Source organism: Verrucomicrobiota bacterium (assembly GCA_016200005.1).
Taxonomy (GTDB): domain Bacteria; phylum Verrucomicrobiota; class Verrucomicrobiia; order Limisphaerales; family PALSA-1396; genus PALSA-1396.
In genome coordinates this window covers 105,750-121,665 of record JACQFP010000006.1, presented here as the reverse complement: position 1 = coordinate 121,665, position 15,916 = coordinate 105,750, and the positions used below count along the sequence as shown (strand labels likewise).

Annotated in this window: 13 protein-coding genes; 5 read left to right on the top strand and 8 right to left on the bottom strand. The window is 56.4% G+C overall.

What is annotated here, in order from left to right; translation table 11 throughout:
* Positions 1-3: 3 nt before the first annotated feature.
* From HY298_01875 to HY298_01865, 3 genes are all read right to left on the bottom strand, one after another.
* Entirely contained in the window at positions 4-1,416 is a 1,413-nt protein-coding gene (locus tag HY298_01875; protein MBI3849028.1) for a hypothetical protein, read from the bottom strand.
* Entirely contained in the window at positions 1,413-1,889 is a 477-nt protein-coding gene (locus tag HY298_01870; protein ID MBI3849027.1) for a MarR family transcriptional regulator, read from the bottom strand. The genes HY298_01875 and HY298_01870 overlap by 4 nt, the downstream gene beginning before the upstream one ends.
* Positions 1,890-2,055: 166 nt before the next feature.
* Positions 2,056-2,871, bottom strand: a complete 816-nt coding sequence (locus HY298_01865; protein MBI3849026.1) for a TatD family hydrolase — start codon at positions 2,869-2,871, stop codon at positions 2,056-2,058.
* Between the two features lie 150 nt (positions 2,872-3,021).
* On the opposite strand from HY298_01865, the gene HY298_01860 reads away from it, so the two are divergent.
* On the top strand, positions 3,022-4,053 hold the full coding sequence (locus HY298_01860; protein MBI3849025.1) for a sugar phosphate isomerase/epimerase: 1,032 nt from the start codon (positions 3,022-3,024) through the stop codon (positions 4,051-4,053).
* Positions 4,054-4,074: 21 nt separating this feature from the next.
* Here HY298_01860 and HY298_01855 read toward each other — a convergent pair whose 3' ends face one another.
* Both HY298_01855 and HY298_01850 read right to left on the bottom strand, forming a co-directional pair.
* Positions 4,075-5,718 (bottom strand): TIGR03790 family protein, encoded by a 1,644-nt coding sequence (locus HY298_01855; GenBank protein ID MBI3849024.1) that lies wholly within the window; start codon positions 5,716-5,718, stop codon positions 4,075-4,077.
* A gap of 66 nt (positions 5,719-5,784) precedes the next feature.
* Positions 5,785-6,603 (bottom strand): MBL fold metallo-hydrolase, encoded by an 819-nt coding sequence (locus HY298_01850; GenBank protein MBI3849023.1) that lies wholly within the window; start codon positions 6,601-6,603, stop codon positions 5,785-5,787.
* A 63-nt stretch (positions 6,604-6,666) separates the two neighbouring features.
* On the opposite strand from HY298_01850, the gene recN reads away from it, so the two are divergent.
* The 3 genes from recN to HY298_01835 all read left to right on the top strand — a co-directional run bounded on the left by recN (position 6,667) and on the right by HY298_01835 (position 10,013).
* Positions 6,667-8,322 carry a DNA repair protein RecN gene (gene recN, locus HY298_01845; protein MBI3849022.1) on the top strand — a complete coding sequence of 552 codons (1,656 nt, stop codon included), beginning with the start codon at positions 6,667-6,669 and terminating at the stop codon, positions 8,320-8,322.
* Positions 8,323-8,367: 45 nt separating this feature from the next.
* Positions 8,368-8,910 carry a hypothetical protein gene (locus HY298_01840; protein ID MBI3849021.1) on the top strand — a complete coding sequence of 181 codons (543 nt, stop codon included), beginning with the start codon at positions 8,368-8,370 and terminating at the stop codon, positions 8,908-8,910.
* 389 nt (positions 8,911-9,299) lie between these two features.
* Entirely contained in the window at positions 9,300-10,013 is a 714-nt protein-coding gene (locus tag HY298_01835) for a hypothetical protein (protein ID MBI3849020.1), read from the top strand.
* Positions 10,014-10,367: 354 nt separating this feature from the next.
* On the opposite strand, the gene lnt is transcribed toward HY298_01835, so the two are convergent.
* Both lnt and HY298_01825 read right to left on the bottom strand, forming a co-directional pair.
* The gene (gene lnt, locus HY298_01830; GenBank protein MBI3849019.1) at positions 10,368-12,029 is read right to left on the bottom strand and encodes an apolipoprotein N-acyltransferase; all 1,662 of its coding nucleotides are present in this window, start codon (positions 12,027-12,029) and stop codon (positions 10,368-10,370) included.
* Positions 12,026-13,063, bottom strand: coding sequence for an NAD-dependent epimerase/dehydratase family protein (locus tag HY298_01825; protein MBI3849018.1), 1,038 nt, complete (start codon positions 13,061-13,063; stop codon positions 12,026-12,028). Before HY298_01825 ends, lnt begins: the two co-directional genes overlap by 4 nt.
* Before the next feature lie 182 nt (positions 13,064-13,245).
* Between HY298_01825 and HY298_01820 the strand changes: the two genes are divergently transcribed.
* A complete protein-coding gene (locus HY298_01820) occupies positions 13,246-14,814 on the top strand; it encodes a hypothetical protein (protein ID MBI3849017.1) in 1,569 nt (522 codons plus the stop codon).
* Positions 14,815-14,857: 43 nt separating this feature from the next.
* On the opposite strand, the gene HY298_01815 is transcribed toward HY298_01820, so the two are convergent.
* Positions 14,858-15,913: an NAD(P)-dependent oxidoreductase gene (locus tag HY298_01815; protein MBI3849016.1), complete on the bottom strand. Its 1,056-nt coding sequence runs from the start codon at positions 15,911-15,913 to the stop codon at positions 14,858-14,860.
* Positions 15,914-15,916: the final 3 nt, after the last annotated feature.

Genomic DNA, 15,916 nt, shown 5'->3' with positions numbered 1-15,916 from the left:
AAATCAGGATTGGCGACGTGACATCGGTGGACGCCGACGCAGGCCAGCCGCCGCAAACCAAATCAGCACAGTGGCCGCGATCAACACCGCCGGCAGTGCGAGCCAGCGGTCGATTGGCCGGTGGCTGCCTTCACTCAAACGAAGTTGACCTGCGATAGTCTCGTTTTCGCCGGGAAACGGCGCAGTTGCGAGGATGCGCCCGTCGCCGTCGGTGAGTTGCGAGATGCCGGAACTGCAAACGCGAAAAACCGGCACGCCATACTCCGCCGAACGCACGGGAGCGACCCGCGTGTGCAACCGGTGTTGATGTCCACCCCACTCGGCCACGTCCATGGTCGGGACGATCAACGCTTGTGCGCCTTGACGAATCAGCTCGTCGGTGACGCGCGTGTAGCTCAAATCATAACAAACGCAGATGCCAATCTTGCCCCAGGGCGACTCCCACACTTTCTGTTCCTTCGCGGGCAGACCATCCTTGAAGAATTGAATCGGGACGCTTTTGACCTGTTGGAAGACGATTTCGCCGTTGGGGTCGATGACAAAGGCCGTGTTGTAATACTGATGCTCCGAGGCCGGAGCTTTTCCGCCGACAATGAGATGTCGATTGTTCTTCTCGCACCAGTTCTTGACGCGTTCTGGCACAGGGCCGTCAAATGTGTATTCGCTCAAGACCAGCAATTGCGCGTCCGGATTTTGCTGAAGCAGCTTGTCGAGCGCGAGCGGCACTTCCAGTGGAGCAGGAAATTCCATTTGCACGCCCGCGACGGAAACGCGGTTACCGGCCGGCTCGCTTGGAATCGAATGGGCATTGAGGATCAGCAACGTCGCCAGCAAGGAAATGCTCATGGCATAAACTGCCAGCAGACCTTTACGGATCAGGGCCACTCGCGCCATGATGGCCGTGAGCACAAAGCCAGTGCCATAAACACCGAGATATTTGATGAACGGCAGAGCTGGATTGTCCCAAAACACATAGCCGACGTTCAGCCAGGAAAAACGAAGATAGTAAAGTTCGCTGCGAACGTATTCCAGACCCGTCCAGAGGAAGGGGATCAGCAAAGCCGCCACGCTTGGGCCAAGTCGCTGTCGGCAATGGCGCGCCAGCAGCATGAAAAGCCCCAACCAGAATGCCAGCACGAGCCAAAGCACCGCTGCTGCCGCTCCAAAGATGGTGTAGAAGAAATAGAGTTGCGGTCCATAAACCAGCATCCCGATCACCAGTCCGAAATAAAAAGCGCGTCGGTCGCTGGCGAGCCGCGTCAACGCGCAAAGACAATAGAGATAAATCAGAATCAGCAAACTGCATCGGGCGAAGCCGTAAGCGACATGAAATGCAGCGATGGCCAACGCCGACCATCCCAGCGCCTGTTTCCAGGAAAGCACCGGTTTGCGCGCGGTCATGGTGGTGTCGTTCATGAAAATTTGGGGGCGATTTCTCCAGCAATGCGTTCGGCGTTGGCGCTGACGGTGACCAGCTCCGACAGCAATTGATTGACGCGCTTGACCGGGACGCCGCCCCAGACTCCAGCCGCTGCTCTCCGGTAATGAGGTTCGATCTGGCAAATCAGTCTCTTTCCCACGGGCGTCAACACGACGACGAAAGCCCGTCGATCGGTCAAGTGATCGCGACGTTGCGCCAAACCCCGCGTTTCCAACCGGTCGATAAGTCCGGTCACGTTGGAACGGTGCATGACGAGCAAACGGCCCAGTTCGATCTGGGAAAGACCTTTGGGGTGACTGGCCAGGAGGTTCAACACATTGAACTGGCTGGGGCTGAGATTCCAGCGCGCAAAGAAAACCCGGCTGGCATTCCACAGTGTGTCGGCCGTGCGCAACAGTTGCAACAGCGCCTCGTAACGCGGCTCGGCAGCGAGGGAGGAGGTGGCCATGCCCTAACGTTTAGGAGTAGATTGTCTATATGTCAACAAAGTTTCTGGTTGCGTGGCGGTTGGGAGGCGTCGTCGTGCATCGTTTCCTGACAAGGAAACCGGACTGGTTAATAAAAGCGCCGACAAATCGGTCGCGCTCCAAACGCTTCGCGAGGGTTTGACGCCATCAGTGGTCGTGAAGCTTGGGAAAAAACGTTTCGGCGGTGGCGCAGGTGGTTGCGCTGAGTTCGTCGAGAGAACATCCTTTTACCTGGGCCATTGTTGCGGCGATGTCCTTCACGTAGGCAGGTTCGCAGCGTTTGCCGCGATGCGGGACGGGGGCAAGGTAGGGGCAGTCGGTTTCCAACATCAATTGATCGAGCGGCATTGCGACTACGGTGTCGCGGACCGATTGCGCATTCTTGAAAGTCACGATGCCCGTGAAACTGACCAGCGAACGCATGGGGATGATTCGCTGCATGGCCTCGGGGTTGTCAACAAAGCAATGGAACACGCCGCGCACGCGGTCGGCGAACGGTTGCAATTGCGCAAGCGTCTCCTCCAAACAATCACGCTGATGAATGACACAGTTCAAGCCGAAATCGGCAGCGACTTCGAGTTGTTGGTGGAAAATGGCGGCCTGCTTTTGTTTGTAGCGCTCATCATCGGCTGCGGTGCATTCCGGTTTCTCGCTCGGAAGATGGTGGTAATCCAATCCCGTTTCGCCGATCGCCACCACTTTCGGATGCCGCGCCAGTTCACGCAACGCGGGCCGCAAATCTTCGGGGGCTTCGGCAGCGTTTCCCGGATGCCAGCCGACCGCGGCAAAGACACCGGCATACTGTTCGCTGAGTTTGATCGCCCGCGCGCTGCTTTCCAGATCGGTGCCAATGGAAATGATTTTGGTGATGCCGGCAGCCCGTGCCCGTTCGATGACCTGCGGAAGGTCGGCGGCAAAGTCCGGATAATCGAGGTGGGCGTGCGTGTCGTAAAAAGTCGCCATAGTTCGCGCCGAGTGTTTCGTCGCCGGTCACCAACGTCCAATCAATTGTTGGCCACGGTCCGCCGTTTGCATGATGATGGAATTCAGGTTGCAATCCGTCAATGACATCGGTATTTCTTCCCCGAATCTTTAACACCAATATCAATATCTATGGCCAACAAATGTTTTCATCCCAGCATCGAAGGCGGTCAACACGGCGCGAAAAGTCTCGCCGATTTTCTGGATTACGCCAAGCGCTCCGGCGCCACGGGCGCGCAACCGTCCAACTACATGCTTCAGGACGGCAAGGGATTTAAGAGCGCAAAGGAGATCCGCGAACTGTTTGATCGGCGTGGCATGACCTTGGACGGTATTTCGTGTCATTGTCCGTTTTGGGTTCACACCACGGCGTGGACGGGCAGCCCTACGATCCGGCCTTTCACTCCGGCCGACGTCGCGAAAAAGTCGCCCGCGGCCATCGAGAAATGGGCGGAGGATTACTTGCTGGAGTTAATGGACCTGTCGGTGGAACTCGGGGTGAAGATTCTGCCGATGTTCTGGGGCGTGGCGTTGGGCTGGGAACTGGCGTCGGGTTATCCGTGGGGTTTCTGGCAGGCCGGGGATTATGATCTCATTAAGGAAGGCCAGGAACGGTTTGTCAAGAAGACGGCGAAGCTCCGTCAACGCGCGAAAAAAATGGGCATCTATCTCGCGCATGAAATTCATCCCGGCACCGCGGCAATGTGCGCGGATGATTTCAACATGCTCGTCGAGATTTGTGACGGCGACAAGGTGCTGACCGTCAACGCCGACCCTTCGCACTGTTGGGAAGGTGAAAGCTGGCAGGTGCGGTTTGAGAAGACCGCCGACCGCATTTACGGCTGCCACGTGAAGAATTTCGTCATCCGTCCGAACGTGCCGTTGCGCAAGATGGAGACGAACTGGCAGGGTCGCGCGATGCAGTTCGTGGATATCCCGTCGGGCGATTTGAACATGGTGCGTTATGTGGAGCTGTTGATTCGCAGCGGCTACCCGCAACGCTACTGCAAAATCATGGGAACAAAAACGGCACCGTTAATTGTCGAAGCCGAAAGCGCGTATCGCGATCTCGATGCGACCAGCGCCAATGGAATCCAATACGTGCGCGATAATCTTTGTTTTCCAACGGCCAGCGGTTCGTTCGAGGAAGGGATGGGAGCCTAACGCGCCCACTTCCGCCGCCGGTCAGTTGAGCTGGCGTTGATATTTTTCCGCGTCGTCCTTTTTGCCGAGCTTTTGCGCGAGCGGCAGGAGCTTACGGTAGAGGGAAGCTTTATCGGGATAGTCCGGCGATTCTTCGAGAAACTTCTGGTAATTCTGGTAGGCCTCTTCGTCACGGCTGAGCGCGGCCAGCTTGTCGCCGAGTTCAAGCCGGAGCCGGATGCGCTGCTGTGGGCTGGGTTCGAGTTTCAGCGCCTTCTGGAGCGCGTCAACCGCTGAAGACGGTTTGCCTTGCAAGGCGTAGAGCTCTCCCAACTTTTCCATCAGCACGGCGCTCTTTTTCGTGGTGTCGATTTCGTTCAAGTATCCAACCACCGCCGCCAAAAGTGTCCCTTTGGCCAGACTCAAATCCACCACGCGCAGGTTCGACCACTCGATCAATTTGCTGTGCCGGCGGGCCAGCTCTTCATGTTGTTTGAGCGGATCTTTTCCGAAAGGTTTGTAAAGCGGGTCGCCAATGACGGTGGTTTGCCAGGAGAGCTGTCCCTGCGCCGCGTAAGCCGCCTCACCGAACGTGAAACCGAAATAAATAAAGCGCGCGAAGAACGCGGCGACGTCGGGGGTGCCGCTCAGATACGGTTCGTTGACGCAGCCCATGGTGGCCGTGACGCCCTTGGCGAGCAAGGGGCCGACCCAGTTGCGGGTCGTGGAGCGAATCGTGCCTGCGCTGAACGAATGCAAATGGTAAGCAATTGCGCCAGGCATGAATTCGACCACTGGTCGCGTGAAGGGGCCGGAAACATTTTCATCGTACCAACCGGCATAAAACGCCACCTGGCTCAGCGGGAAACTGACGGGGAACGTGCCGGGATTCTCATCCACCACCGTCTCAAATCCAAACCGGCGGCAAATCTCCGACGCTCCGCGAATCCAGTCGTCACCCAGCTTGTAATCGGCGTTGGTAATTCCGCGTAAATCAAAGTAAGCCCGCCCCCACAGTCCATCTGTTTCTGCTTGAATGGCTTTGTCCACCAGCCCGCGCGCGACTTCGGCGGTCGGCCCGTCCAAACGCGTTACCATCAAAATACCATTGGTGGGATGAAGTGGGGCCGTGTTCGTGACGGTATAAACCCAGTTTGGCAGAGGCCCGGTCAGCGGCAGCTTTTGCTCGATGCGTGGCAGCCAGGCCAATTCACTGTCCACAGCGGCCTCATTACGCCGCAATTCAGACTTCAGTTTCTCCGCGCCTTCCTCCACCACCGCCGCGTCGGGCAGGATGTTGGAGGGCACCCCGTAACAAAGCACCGCATAACGAACCTTGGCTTCGAGCGTGGCTTCGATGACGCGACTTGGTTGTCCGTTCGTTGAGGGGATGGATAGCGGGCCAAAGCGAAACAGCTTTTCCTTCTCGAGCGCTTTCACCAGTGGTAGTTGCAACTGGTCGCGAAATTCCGCCCGCGTCATGATTTCGGTGACCGGCAGATTAAACCCGAAAACCTGGTTGGCCGGCACCTGTCGCCGCTCCGCGTAATGTTCAGCCACGCTCTTCGATTCCGGGAGGCGGGTGTTGTAAACCACCACCACTTCATCGCCCCTATTCGCGCCGTGAAGGAGCGTGACAGTTGCGATCAAACTGAAAACGCTCACCAAGAATTTGCTCAACATCATTTTTTTAATTCACAAGTGGGTGAGGACTGGTGCGTATTTCTTTTTCTGTGTTGCATCCATCACGCATCACGCACCACGTTTCACGCAACACGTTCCTGATCCATCACAACTAATTCTCAATCCATCGTAAGCCAGTTTGACGCCGGGGGGAAGTTCCGCCTGGCTCACGTCGTGATCGTAATCGTGAGTCAGGTGCGTAAAGTACGTGCGCTCCGCGCCGATACGCCGGGCGGCCGTCAGCGCTTCATCGAGACACATGTGCGTGGGATGCGGCGTTCGGCGCAACGCGTCCAGCACCACGACCTCCGCACCCTCGATCAGTCTCACAATTTCAAGCGGGACTTCCTTGCAATCGCTCAGATAGGCCAGTCGTTTCTTTTCACCCTGCGCAAACAGATAACCGTTCGTTCCCATCGAACCGTGTGGCAAGGGCAGGGGAGTGACGCGTACATCGCCGATCTCAAACGGCCCACTTATCACGCGCGGATCGGGATGAAAATATCCGCGTGGGATCGGACCGCCGTTGAACGCGTAGGCAAAGACGCGCTTCAAATCCTTCATCGTTCCTTCGCTGGCATAAACCGGCAGCGGTTTGCTGTCGCGCAAGTCGCAGAAGCGCCGGCAATCATCCAGACCCATGATGTGATCGGCGTGCGAGTGCGTGAAAATCACCGCGTCCACCCAGCGAATGTTCTCGCGCAGCATCTGAATCCGAAATTCGGGCGTCGTATCCACCACCAGTTTGATTTGTTCTGTGGCTACGTAAATCGAGGGCCGGGTTCGATGATTCTTCGGATTGGCCAGAAACTCCGGCGGATATTCTTTGCCGATGACCGGCACGCCCTGGGAAGTTCCTGAACCGAGAAAAATGAACGAGAAAGCCATGAATAAAATTTCTTTTGCCGAAAGTTAGCACAACCGCCAGATTCAGCGCGAACAAATTCTGAAATGTTGACGACGCTGCGCATCAAAAATCTCGCTCTGGTGGCGGATTTAACTCTGGAACTGCTGCCGGGCTACAACGTCATCACCGGCGAGACGGGGGCCGGAAAATCCATCGTCATCGGCGCCTTGAACCTCGTGCTCGGCGAACGCGCCGACCGCACGCTGATCAGGAGCGATTGTGAGGCTTGTTCGGTAGAGGCGATTTTCGATGTCTCGCGATTGCGCGCTCCGCTCAAATCGTTCCTGGAGAAGAACGGTCTCGAACCGTGTGAAGAGAACCAGCTCGTCCTCAAACGAACATTCACGATCAACGGCACCAATCGCCAGTTTATCAACGGCTCGCCGACCACACTCAATGTTCTGGCTGCGCTGGGTGAATGGCTGGTCGATATCCATGGGCCGCACGATCATCAATCATTGCTACATGCTTCGACACAACTGGCCATCCTCGACGCGTTTGGCAATCTGCTCAGCCAACGCGAGGCGTTCGGTGAATTGGTTCGAAGCCGAACGGGGTTGGAAGCCGAGAAATCTTTGCTCATCGTGGACGAGAAAACTTACGCGCAACAACTCGACCTCCTGCGCTTTCAGGTCAACGAAATTACTGCGGCGCGGCTTCAGCCGGACGAAGAGACACAAGTGGAGCAGGATTACCAACGGGCGAGCAATTCCGCAAAGCTCCTTCAGCTTAGTCAAACAGCGCTCGGGCTGTTGAGCGAAAATGAAAATTCGCTGCTCGCGCTGGCTGGTGTTCTTGGAAAAACCATGCAGGAACTTCACCGCGTTGATCCTGCCACCGACAGCCTGCTGTCGCAACACGAGCAAGCGGTCAACGCGCTGCGCGATGTCCAGAGCGAGCTCTCGCGCAATGCGGAGAAGTTGGAGATCGATCCCGCGCGACTTCAGCAACTCGAGGAGCGGTTGAATCTCATCCATTCACTGAAGCGCAAATACGGCGTGTCGCTTGATGCAGTCATCGCCTTCGGCGAAGAAGCCCGACAAAAACTGCAGCAACTCGAACAACGCGACGTGGAACTGACGCGGATCAACTCCGCGCTGCAACAACTGGACGGCGAAATCTTGCGCGCGGGTCAGACGCTTTCGGCTCAACGCCGGAAGACCATCCCGCAACTCAGCAAGGTTGTTGGCAAGCAACTTGCCGATCTTGGTTTTCAGCAAAGTCATTTTGATGTGGCGATTTCCAGCGCGGAGCAACCCACTGCTTCTGGCTCCGACACGGTTGAGTTTCAGTTCGCGCCGAATGTCGGCGAACCAGCGCGTCCGTTGCGGGCCATTGCCTCCTCCGGTGAGATGGCCCGCGTGATGTTGGCGCTTAAAACCGTGCTCGCTGTGGAGGACGAGATTCCTGTGTTGGTGTTCGATGAAGTGGATGCCAACATCGGCGGCGAGACCGCCAACGCCGTCGGCGACAAAATGCTGCAAATCGCCCGGCAACATCAGGTGATATGCATCACCCATCTGGCGCCCGTCGCTGCCAACGCCGCGGCCCATTATGTTGTGACCAAACAAATCAAGGCCGGTCGCACCATTACGGAAATCACCCTCCTCGACAAAAAAGAGCGCGTGATTGAACTGGCGCGGATGCTGGGCGGTGGCACCGACGCCGCTCGCAAACACGCTGAGGCGATGCTCAAGTAGTTCCAGCTTGTAGATCGACCGCAAATATTCACCATTCTCCTCCTCATGAAAACGACCAGATGCTTTCACGGCGGAACTGTTGCTCTCGCTCTGTTGCTGTGCGCGGCTAATGCCGTTGGCGAGGAGAGGAAGTCTTCCGACACGACAAAGGAGCCAACCAAGATCATCGACCAGGACCGCGACGGCTCAGTCACACTGCTGGCCAAAGACGCGACCACGCATGGCACGACCATCCGCTACGAACCGCAACCGCACAAAAACACCATCGGCTATTGGACGAAGAAGGAGGATTGGGTGAGTTGGGATTTCAAGTTGCACACCTTAGGCAAGTTCACGCTCGAACTCACGCAAGCGTGCGGCAAGGGCAGTGGCGGCAGCGATTACACTGTGACCATCGGCAACCGGACACTCACCGATAGAGTTCCCGACACCGGCGCCTTCACCAATTTCGTAAATCGCAAGATCGGCACAGTGAAACTGGACAAGCCCGGCAATTACACCGTTTCCGTCAAGCCGCTCACCAAGCCCGGCCTCGCGGTAATGGACTTGCGCGCCATCAAGTTGATTCCCGAAAAGACCGACCGGTGATTCGGCGTTGGGCGTTCGGAGAAAATGATTTCCCGCATCCTCGCGATGAGCGCCGTGTGATCCAATTTGATTTTAGCCGCAGATTTTTGATGTTGGGAGGGACGCGTTTCACCGTACAGGGGTCGCTCCTTACTATTGACACCAATTCGGTGTGGCGGTAAAGGGTTGCCATGCCGCGCCAACTGCGCATCGAATATCCCGACGCAATCTACCAGGAGCGAGCCCTTTACGACCTGAACTTGTGTCAAAAGTAAGGAGCGACCCCTTTACGCGCGGAGCGACGTTCAACCCATCATGGCATCTAACGGCGGCGGGCCGTCGCAATTGCAATCGGCGCGCCGCGTGGCCGCCGTCGCTGGGTCGTTGGATGCACTGATTACGTAGCCACTATGAGCCGCACCACTTTCGTAAATTGGCTGTTCGCTTTTGCCACAGTCTGGCTTTGTGGATGTGCGCCATCCGTTGGGCCCACCTATTCGATTACGCCGAAGTACAAGATTGATGGGGATTTCCTGGATTGGAAAACTTTCGAGACTTCATGGACAGAAACGGGACTGGATTGGAGCAAAATCAATGTCGATCCACCCTTCGATGGTTTTGATCTGAAAGAGCTCCATTACGACAACGATGGTGCTTACCTGTATTTGTTTGTGAAATGCAAACCAAGCGTGCAAGAGCGCTATGACAAGCGTCATTCCGCTGGTTCGTTAGGTTCTATCTATATCGACAGCGATTCTGACACAAACACTGGCGCTACGGGGAGGGACGCGTCGGGTATGGCAACCGTGCCGGGCGCGGATATAGAAATTCCACTTCTAGTTGGGATTTACATGAGCACTGGGGGATGCCGAAAGGACCAATCGGGATGTTACGTTAGCTATGAAGTTAAGCTTTGGGATTCAGCAAAAAATAGTTTTTCCTCAGGAACACACGAGGCGAGTTCAAGAAGCGAAGTGCCTCTGATTGCCCACGGTACGGATGGTGTGGAACTTGCGATACCACTCGCCGATTTGAATAAGGCCAGAGGTGACAGCTTTGATCTTATTTGCTGGGAGACCGGTCCAAGGGATTACGCGAGTAAGGTCACAGTCCGTTTGAAATAAAGTCTGATGAAAAGCACATCCAACAAGATCACCGCAGCCAACGCCGGATGGCGCATTCTGTTCCGCCTTCGCGGTTCATATCATCGGCCCGGCGTGGCTGAGTTCTTTCGTTGATATGGCTTAAATCTGTCAAGCGCACAGTTCATCTGCTCTCCGAAAGTCATGGCCAATTCACGAACTGGATTGGAAGCTTGGTTGGCGGGCATGAAGGCAACGTAAAGGGGTCGCTCCGTAAAGGGGTCGCTCCGTACTATTGACACCAATCCGGTGTGGCGGTAAAAGGTTGTGATGCCCCGCCAACTGCGCATCCAATATCCCGGCGCGATCTACTTGCACATGGGCAGAGTTAGGTGTTCAGTCCGTCGCAGACTTCCGTCGAATGGCTAATTTCGTCATCATCAACACGGTCGCGAACACGCAACCCCATCCAAACCAGTCGCCGTGCTGGTGGTAAAATGTCGGCTCGCGTTTTTGTCCGAGGGGGAGCAGCGGAACTCGAATGGTGATGAAACCACTGCCATAGACATTGCCGCTTTCCATCCCGAACACATCGCGCAAGCGTCCGTTGGCATCGACCCAGCAAGTCAAACCATTGTTCGTGCAACGAACCAGCGGCAAGCCGTTCTCCACCGTGCGGAATATTGCATTGGCGGCGTGTTGCCATTGCGCGGCACCTTCGCCGAACCAACCGTTGTTCGTCAGGTTCACCAGAAAATCGGTGTCGTCGTCCACGTAATCTCGAACGGCGTGCGGAAAATTATCTTCGAAACAAATCAGCACCGAAGTCTTCACTCTCAAATCACGCAGCTCGAACGGCACGGGCCGGTCGCCCGGAGTAAAGCCGCCTTCTTCGATGGGCGTAAAATATGTCAGAAACGGCAGCCAACGCACCAGCGGGATGTATTCGCCGAAAACGACGAGCAGTCGTTTGCGATAACTTTTCACGATTTCTCCCTGGGGACTGATAAGGAAACTGCTGTTGAAATAATCGGCGTCATTGGGATTGGGCGTGTTGCGACGCGGTTCGGCGTCGTCCGCCCCGATGATCATCCAGACTTTGTTTGAGCGGGCGAGGCCGGTGACGGCGCGGTAAGTCGGCTCGTGCCAGCGCAAAAGATTCGGCACGGCCGCCTCCGGCCACAGCAATACGTCCGGATGATTGGTCAATGCCTGTTCCGAAAGTTTCAGCAATTGTTGGAAGCGATTGGTGTTTTCATTGGCGTCCCAGATCAGCGTCTGCGGAATGCTGGGCTGGACCAGCGCCAATGTCAGTTCGCGACCGGTTGAGGCTGGCTGCATGATTTTGCGATAGCCGCAACCAAATACGATTCCCACGACCAGCAATGGCAGCAACAGTTCACCAACCCAGGCCGAACGCACCTTGGGCCGTTGAATGACGGCGACCAGCGCGCACAGCATTGACAACGAACACCAGACGACGAGAAACGACACGCCATAAACACCTGTGATTGACGCGATCTGGATCAGCGGCAGGATTTTGTATTGCGACGTGCCCAGCAGATTCCAGGGAAAGCCGCTCAGAAAGCGCGCCTGTGTCATTTCGAGCGCGACCCAGATGGCCGCGCCGCAAAGTGCCCATCCAGTTCGTCGAATCCAACTTGACGAGAACACTGCATCAGCCAGTGAGAGTTTCGTCGGAGCGGTTGAATTGGCAACCTCAACCTTGAAACCTGCAACCTTGGAGACCAGCCAGACCCACGTGGCCGGATAGAGCGCCAGAAACGTGCTTAACGCCAGCCAGCCCAGAATCGGCGCTCCGCGGACTGGGATCAGGAGCAGCCAATAGAGTGTTGCCAGATAATGCGCCATTCCCACCACATATCCGATTCGGAAAACCTGTTTCCCAGTCTGTCCGAAGGCGACCGCGAGCATCAGGCCTGGGGCTATCCAGGCGCAACCCGCGATCCCAATTTTCGGAAAGGAAGCCGCGAGCAAAAGTCCCGCGACGATGGCCAGCGGATAACGGCTCTGGATGAATGAGCGAACAAAGTTCACAACCAATGTTTTACGAGACTCAGAACTCCCTGCTTGACCGCCGAACGATGATGCGACGCGCCGGGTGAGCGTAGAATGGCCTCGCGGTTTTGGAGATACCAATCGTAGCTCTGCACGAACATCTCGTTGTTGGAGAAACGCGGTTGCCAGCTCAACTGCTTCTGCGCTTTGGCGATGTCAAAGTAAAGCGAGCGGCCATACATCAGCGCATGATACGGCCCGAGGGGCGAGAGACCCAACGCACTGCTGACATTCATGAACCAGACGGCGGGTTGCATTGGAACGCTTTTCACTTTTGAACCCGTCTTGGCGTGGGCGCACAAATGCGCCAACACTTCGCGCATCGAACCGAAACGGTCCGTGCCGCAATTGTAAGTCGTCGGTCCGATCCGGGCGGCGGCCAGGATGCAGGCTTCAGCGAGATCATCGGCATGGACGAATTGATAAACATTTTCTCCGCTTCCCAGCACGGGCACATTGTAACCTTCGCGAATCCATTCAAAAAGAATCTGGAAAATACCCAACCGTCCGTGGCCCATGATGGTGCGCGGGCGGATGACCGAGACATCCAACCCCAGCCGTGCGTAGTGGGCGCACAGCGTTTCGCCTTCCAGTTTGGCGCGACCATAAGCTTCGGCAGGCGTGGGCAACGTTTCTTCCGTGACCGGATTTTTCTTCGGCGCGCCAAACACTGCGCTCGACGAGACGTAGATAACTTTGCGCACCCTGGCGGCGAGCGCGCATTTGAGTAGATTGTCCGTGCCATCAACATTGACGGAGTGAAACAACTTCTTGTCCTTCGCCAGCGGCACTTGCGCGACGCAATGATAAGCCAAATCGCAACCGGTGCACGCTTCCGCCACACGCGCTTCGTCCCGAATGTCGCCTGCAACAAAACTAACGTCGCTCGTTCGATCCCCGGCATCCACCAGATCAAAGACGCGCACCGTCTGGCCGCGCGCCCGCAAACGGTCGCGCAAGAGCGAGCCGAAGTAGCCCGAGCCGCCAGTGATGAGTGCGTTGGAGTTGGTCATGAACAGAATGGCGGACAGTTCCGTTCCCTGCAACGTAGTTGGTTGGCCGGAATCATTTTTTTTGGCGGAATAGCATAAGGTTTCGGGAATTGACTTGTCAGCGCATAAGTTTCGGATACTCTCGGTCGTGAATGCCGGTCGGGAATTCAGAAGATGCGCCAGCCAGCCGGGTTTGGACTCACGTGCCGTCTCTGTGGCTGGTGTCCGTGCTGGTGGGTTTGTTCGTCGTGATTCTCATCGTTCAGGTTGCCCTCAGAATCAGTTTCCCCTGGGACTTGTTCATTTGGTCGGAAAGCCCGTTTATGACGAACATGCTCAAGCTGGAGCTGGGCCACTCCCTGTTCGGTCCACCGGCGGATGGCAATTCCTTCGTTTATAGTCCCGGGCTGGAATATCTCACTTTCGCATTGCTGAAGCCACTAGGCCTGCACTTGGACATTCGCTTCTGTCGAATGGTCAACGTGGGCATCGGTGTCCTCGCGGCCGGGATGGCCGGGTTGGCGTTGCGCCGAGCGCTGCTGATGGTGGGGGACGATAGGCGATCTACGCGGCTGGCGTGGCTGGGCAGCGGGATCGCTCTGCTGGTTATTTTCAAGAATCTCACTTCGGACATTACGCATCCAGATAACCTGGCGATGCTGCACATGGCGGGTTTGTTTCTGCTTACGCTCACCGCTCTGCAAAAGCGATCCTTCGGGCTGGCACTTGCCACCATGGCGTTTGCCGGATTGGGAGTGTTTGCAAAGCAAACGCTCAGCGTGTCGTTTGTCGGTTCTGCATTGGTCTTTGCGCGGTTCAATCCCTGGGGGTGGCGGAAATCGGTTTTGCTTGCGGGAGTCGGTGCGCTGGCCAGCAGCGCGGCGCTGGCTGTGCTGTGGCGTCCTGAGTTCGCGCGCTTTTACACGTGGGAAGTACTCACCCGCCAAGGTGTGCATCTGACGAGGTTTTACTGGTTGATCTTTGACATGTTGCATGCCGACCGGGCGATGTTGGCGGTGCTCGGGTTGGCGGCACTGCCGCTCGTCTGGGGCGCAGGTTCGGCAGGCCGGCAATATTTGCAAGTCTGGATTGCGATAGGCGTTTGCTCTGTCTGGCCGGCCGCCCTGGCTTATGCGAAGCACTTCGGGTCCTATAACAATCTCATCATCTTTCAATTCTGGTTGCTGTTCTTGGTGTGGCCGGCTGTTGGACTGTGGCTGAACCAAATGAGGCTGCGCCCAGCGCTGGCCGCAAGTCAGTATTCTCGATTCGATTTTGTGGTGGGATGGTTGCTCACCGCGTTTGTGCTTTTGCTATTCCCCACACGCTTCCCGGCTCACCCGGCCATGTATGCGGCTTGCGCGAAAATCCAGCAACAGGTTGACCTGGACCTCAACGCCGGCCGCAAGATCCTCATCGGCCACGGCATGATGTATCTCCTTCGTGCCGGAGTGCGGGAAGTGCCCTTGGATCGCGTCAACACCATCCTCGAACTCAAAGCCGCGGGCTATGCTGGCCTGTCACACTTCCCGGATCGCATTCGTCAGCATTATTACGATCGCCTCTACCTGACCGTAGAAGATTGGTACCCTCCCGAATTCCTGGACGAGATTGGAAGGAATTATCAACTGCAAACTGTCGTCAAGAAACCTGAATGTAGTGACCGGGCTGAAATCGGGCGCTACCTGCCTCTCATTGGGGACTGTCGAATCCTGGTGCCGCGAAAACCTGCAACCGTCACCGAGAAGCGAACCGCTCTGGACGCGGACTGATTGTTGGGCAGGTTGCGAGACGACGACCGCTCTTTAAAGAGGGTTAAATACGAATTCCACTTTCCCCACACCACCGCAGCGAGCGCCGCATGCCTTCCTCCAGTTCCACTGCCGCGCGATAACCCAGTTCTTTTTCCGCCTTGGCCACGGAGCAGGCGATGGTTTTGTTCATCTCCGAAAGGACGTGAATGTTCTGGTGATAAAAGCCCGCCGTTTGCAAGGTGGCATCCACCGCGTATGCGATTTCACTGGTGAGTCCCGGCAGTCGCAGGCGTTTGTGCGCGCATTGTTGTCCGAATTCATTTTCCAGCAAACGTTCGACGGTATCGACGATTTCATTCATTGAATAAGGCCGTTTGTCCGCGATCCAATAGGTTTGTCCGCTTGCCTGCTCGACGAGCGCTGCGAGCAGCAACCCTTGGCAGAGATTGTCGATGTAACTCATCGAGCGCAAATTCCGGCCGTTGCCGACGATGGGCGCTTTGCCGTCGCGAATCATCTGGAAGAACAGGGTCTGGCGCGGCGGTTGATTCGGCCCGTAAAACCACGGCGGACGGATGAGGACGGTTTCGATTCGGTCCTGCCGCTGCTTCACGGCCAGTTCCATCCGCATCTTGGAGCGGCCGTAGTGCATGTAAGGGCGATACGGCGAAAGTTCATCGAACAAATGATCGGGGTGTGGATTGCAACCGCAGGGCGAGTTTGAGGAGACGATGATTGCGCGTTTGACACCGGCGCGGATGGCGGCGTCGAGCACGTTGATCGTCCCGTCCAGATTGATCTGATAAAACTCCGCCACGTTACGCGGGTGGATGATGCCGGCGGTGTGGAAGAGTATCGCTTCCTTTGCACCCTGGCAAAGACGCGCACAGTCGGCAGGGTTGCGAATGTCGCCGGTATCGACCACAATTCGCTTTGAAATTTTACTGAGCGCGTTGCCATCTTGTCCGGGTAAAATCAGACAGCGAATGCGCAAATCCTTTTGCGGCTGCTTGAGGTCATCGTGATCGGGTAAGCCTTTGACCAACGCCTGCACGAGGCTCATGCCGAGCCAGCCGAGCGCGCCGGTGACGATGACTTGGTTGGTCTGAAGATTCATAGA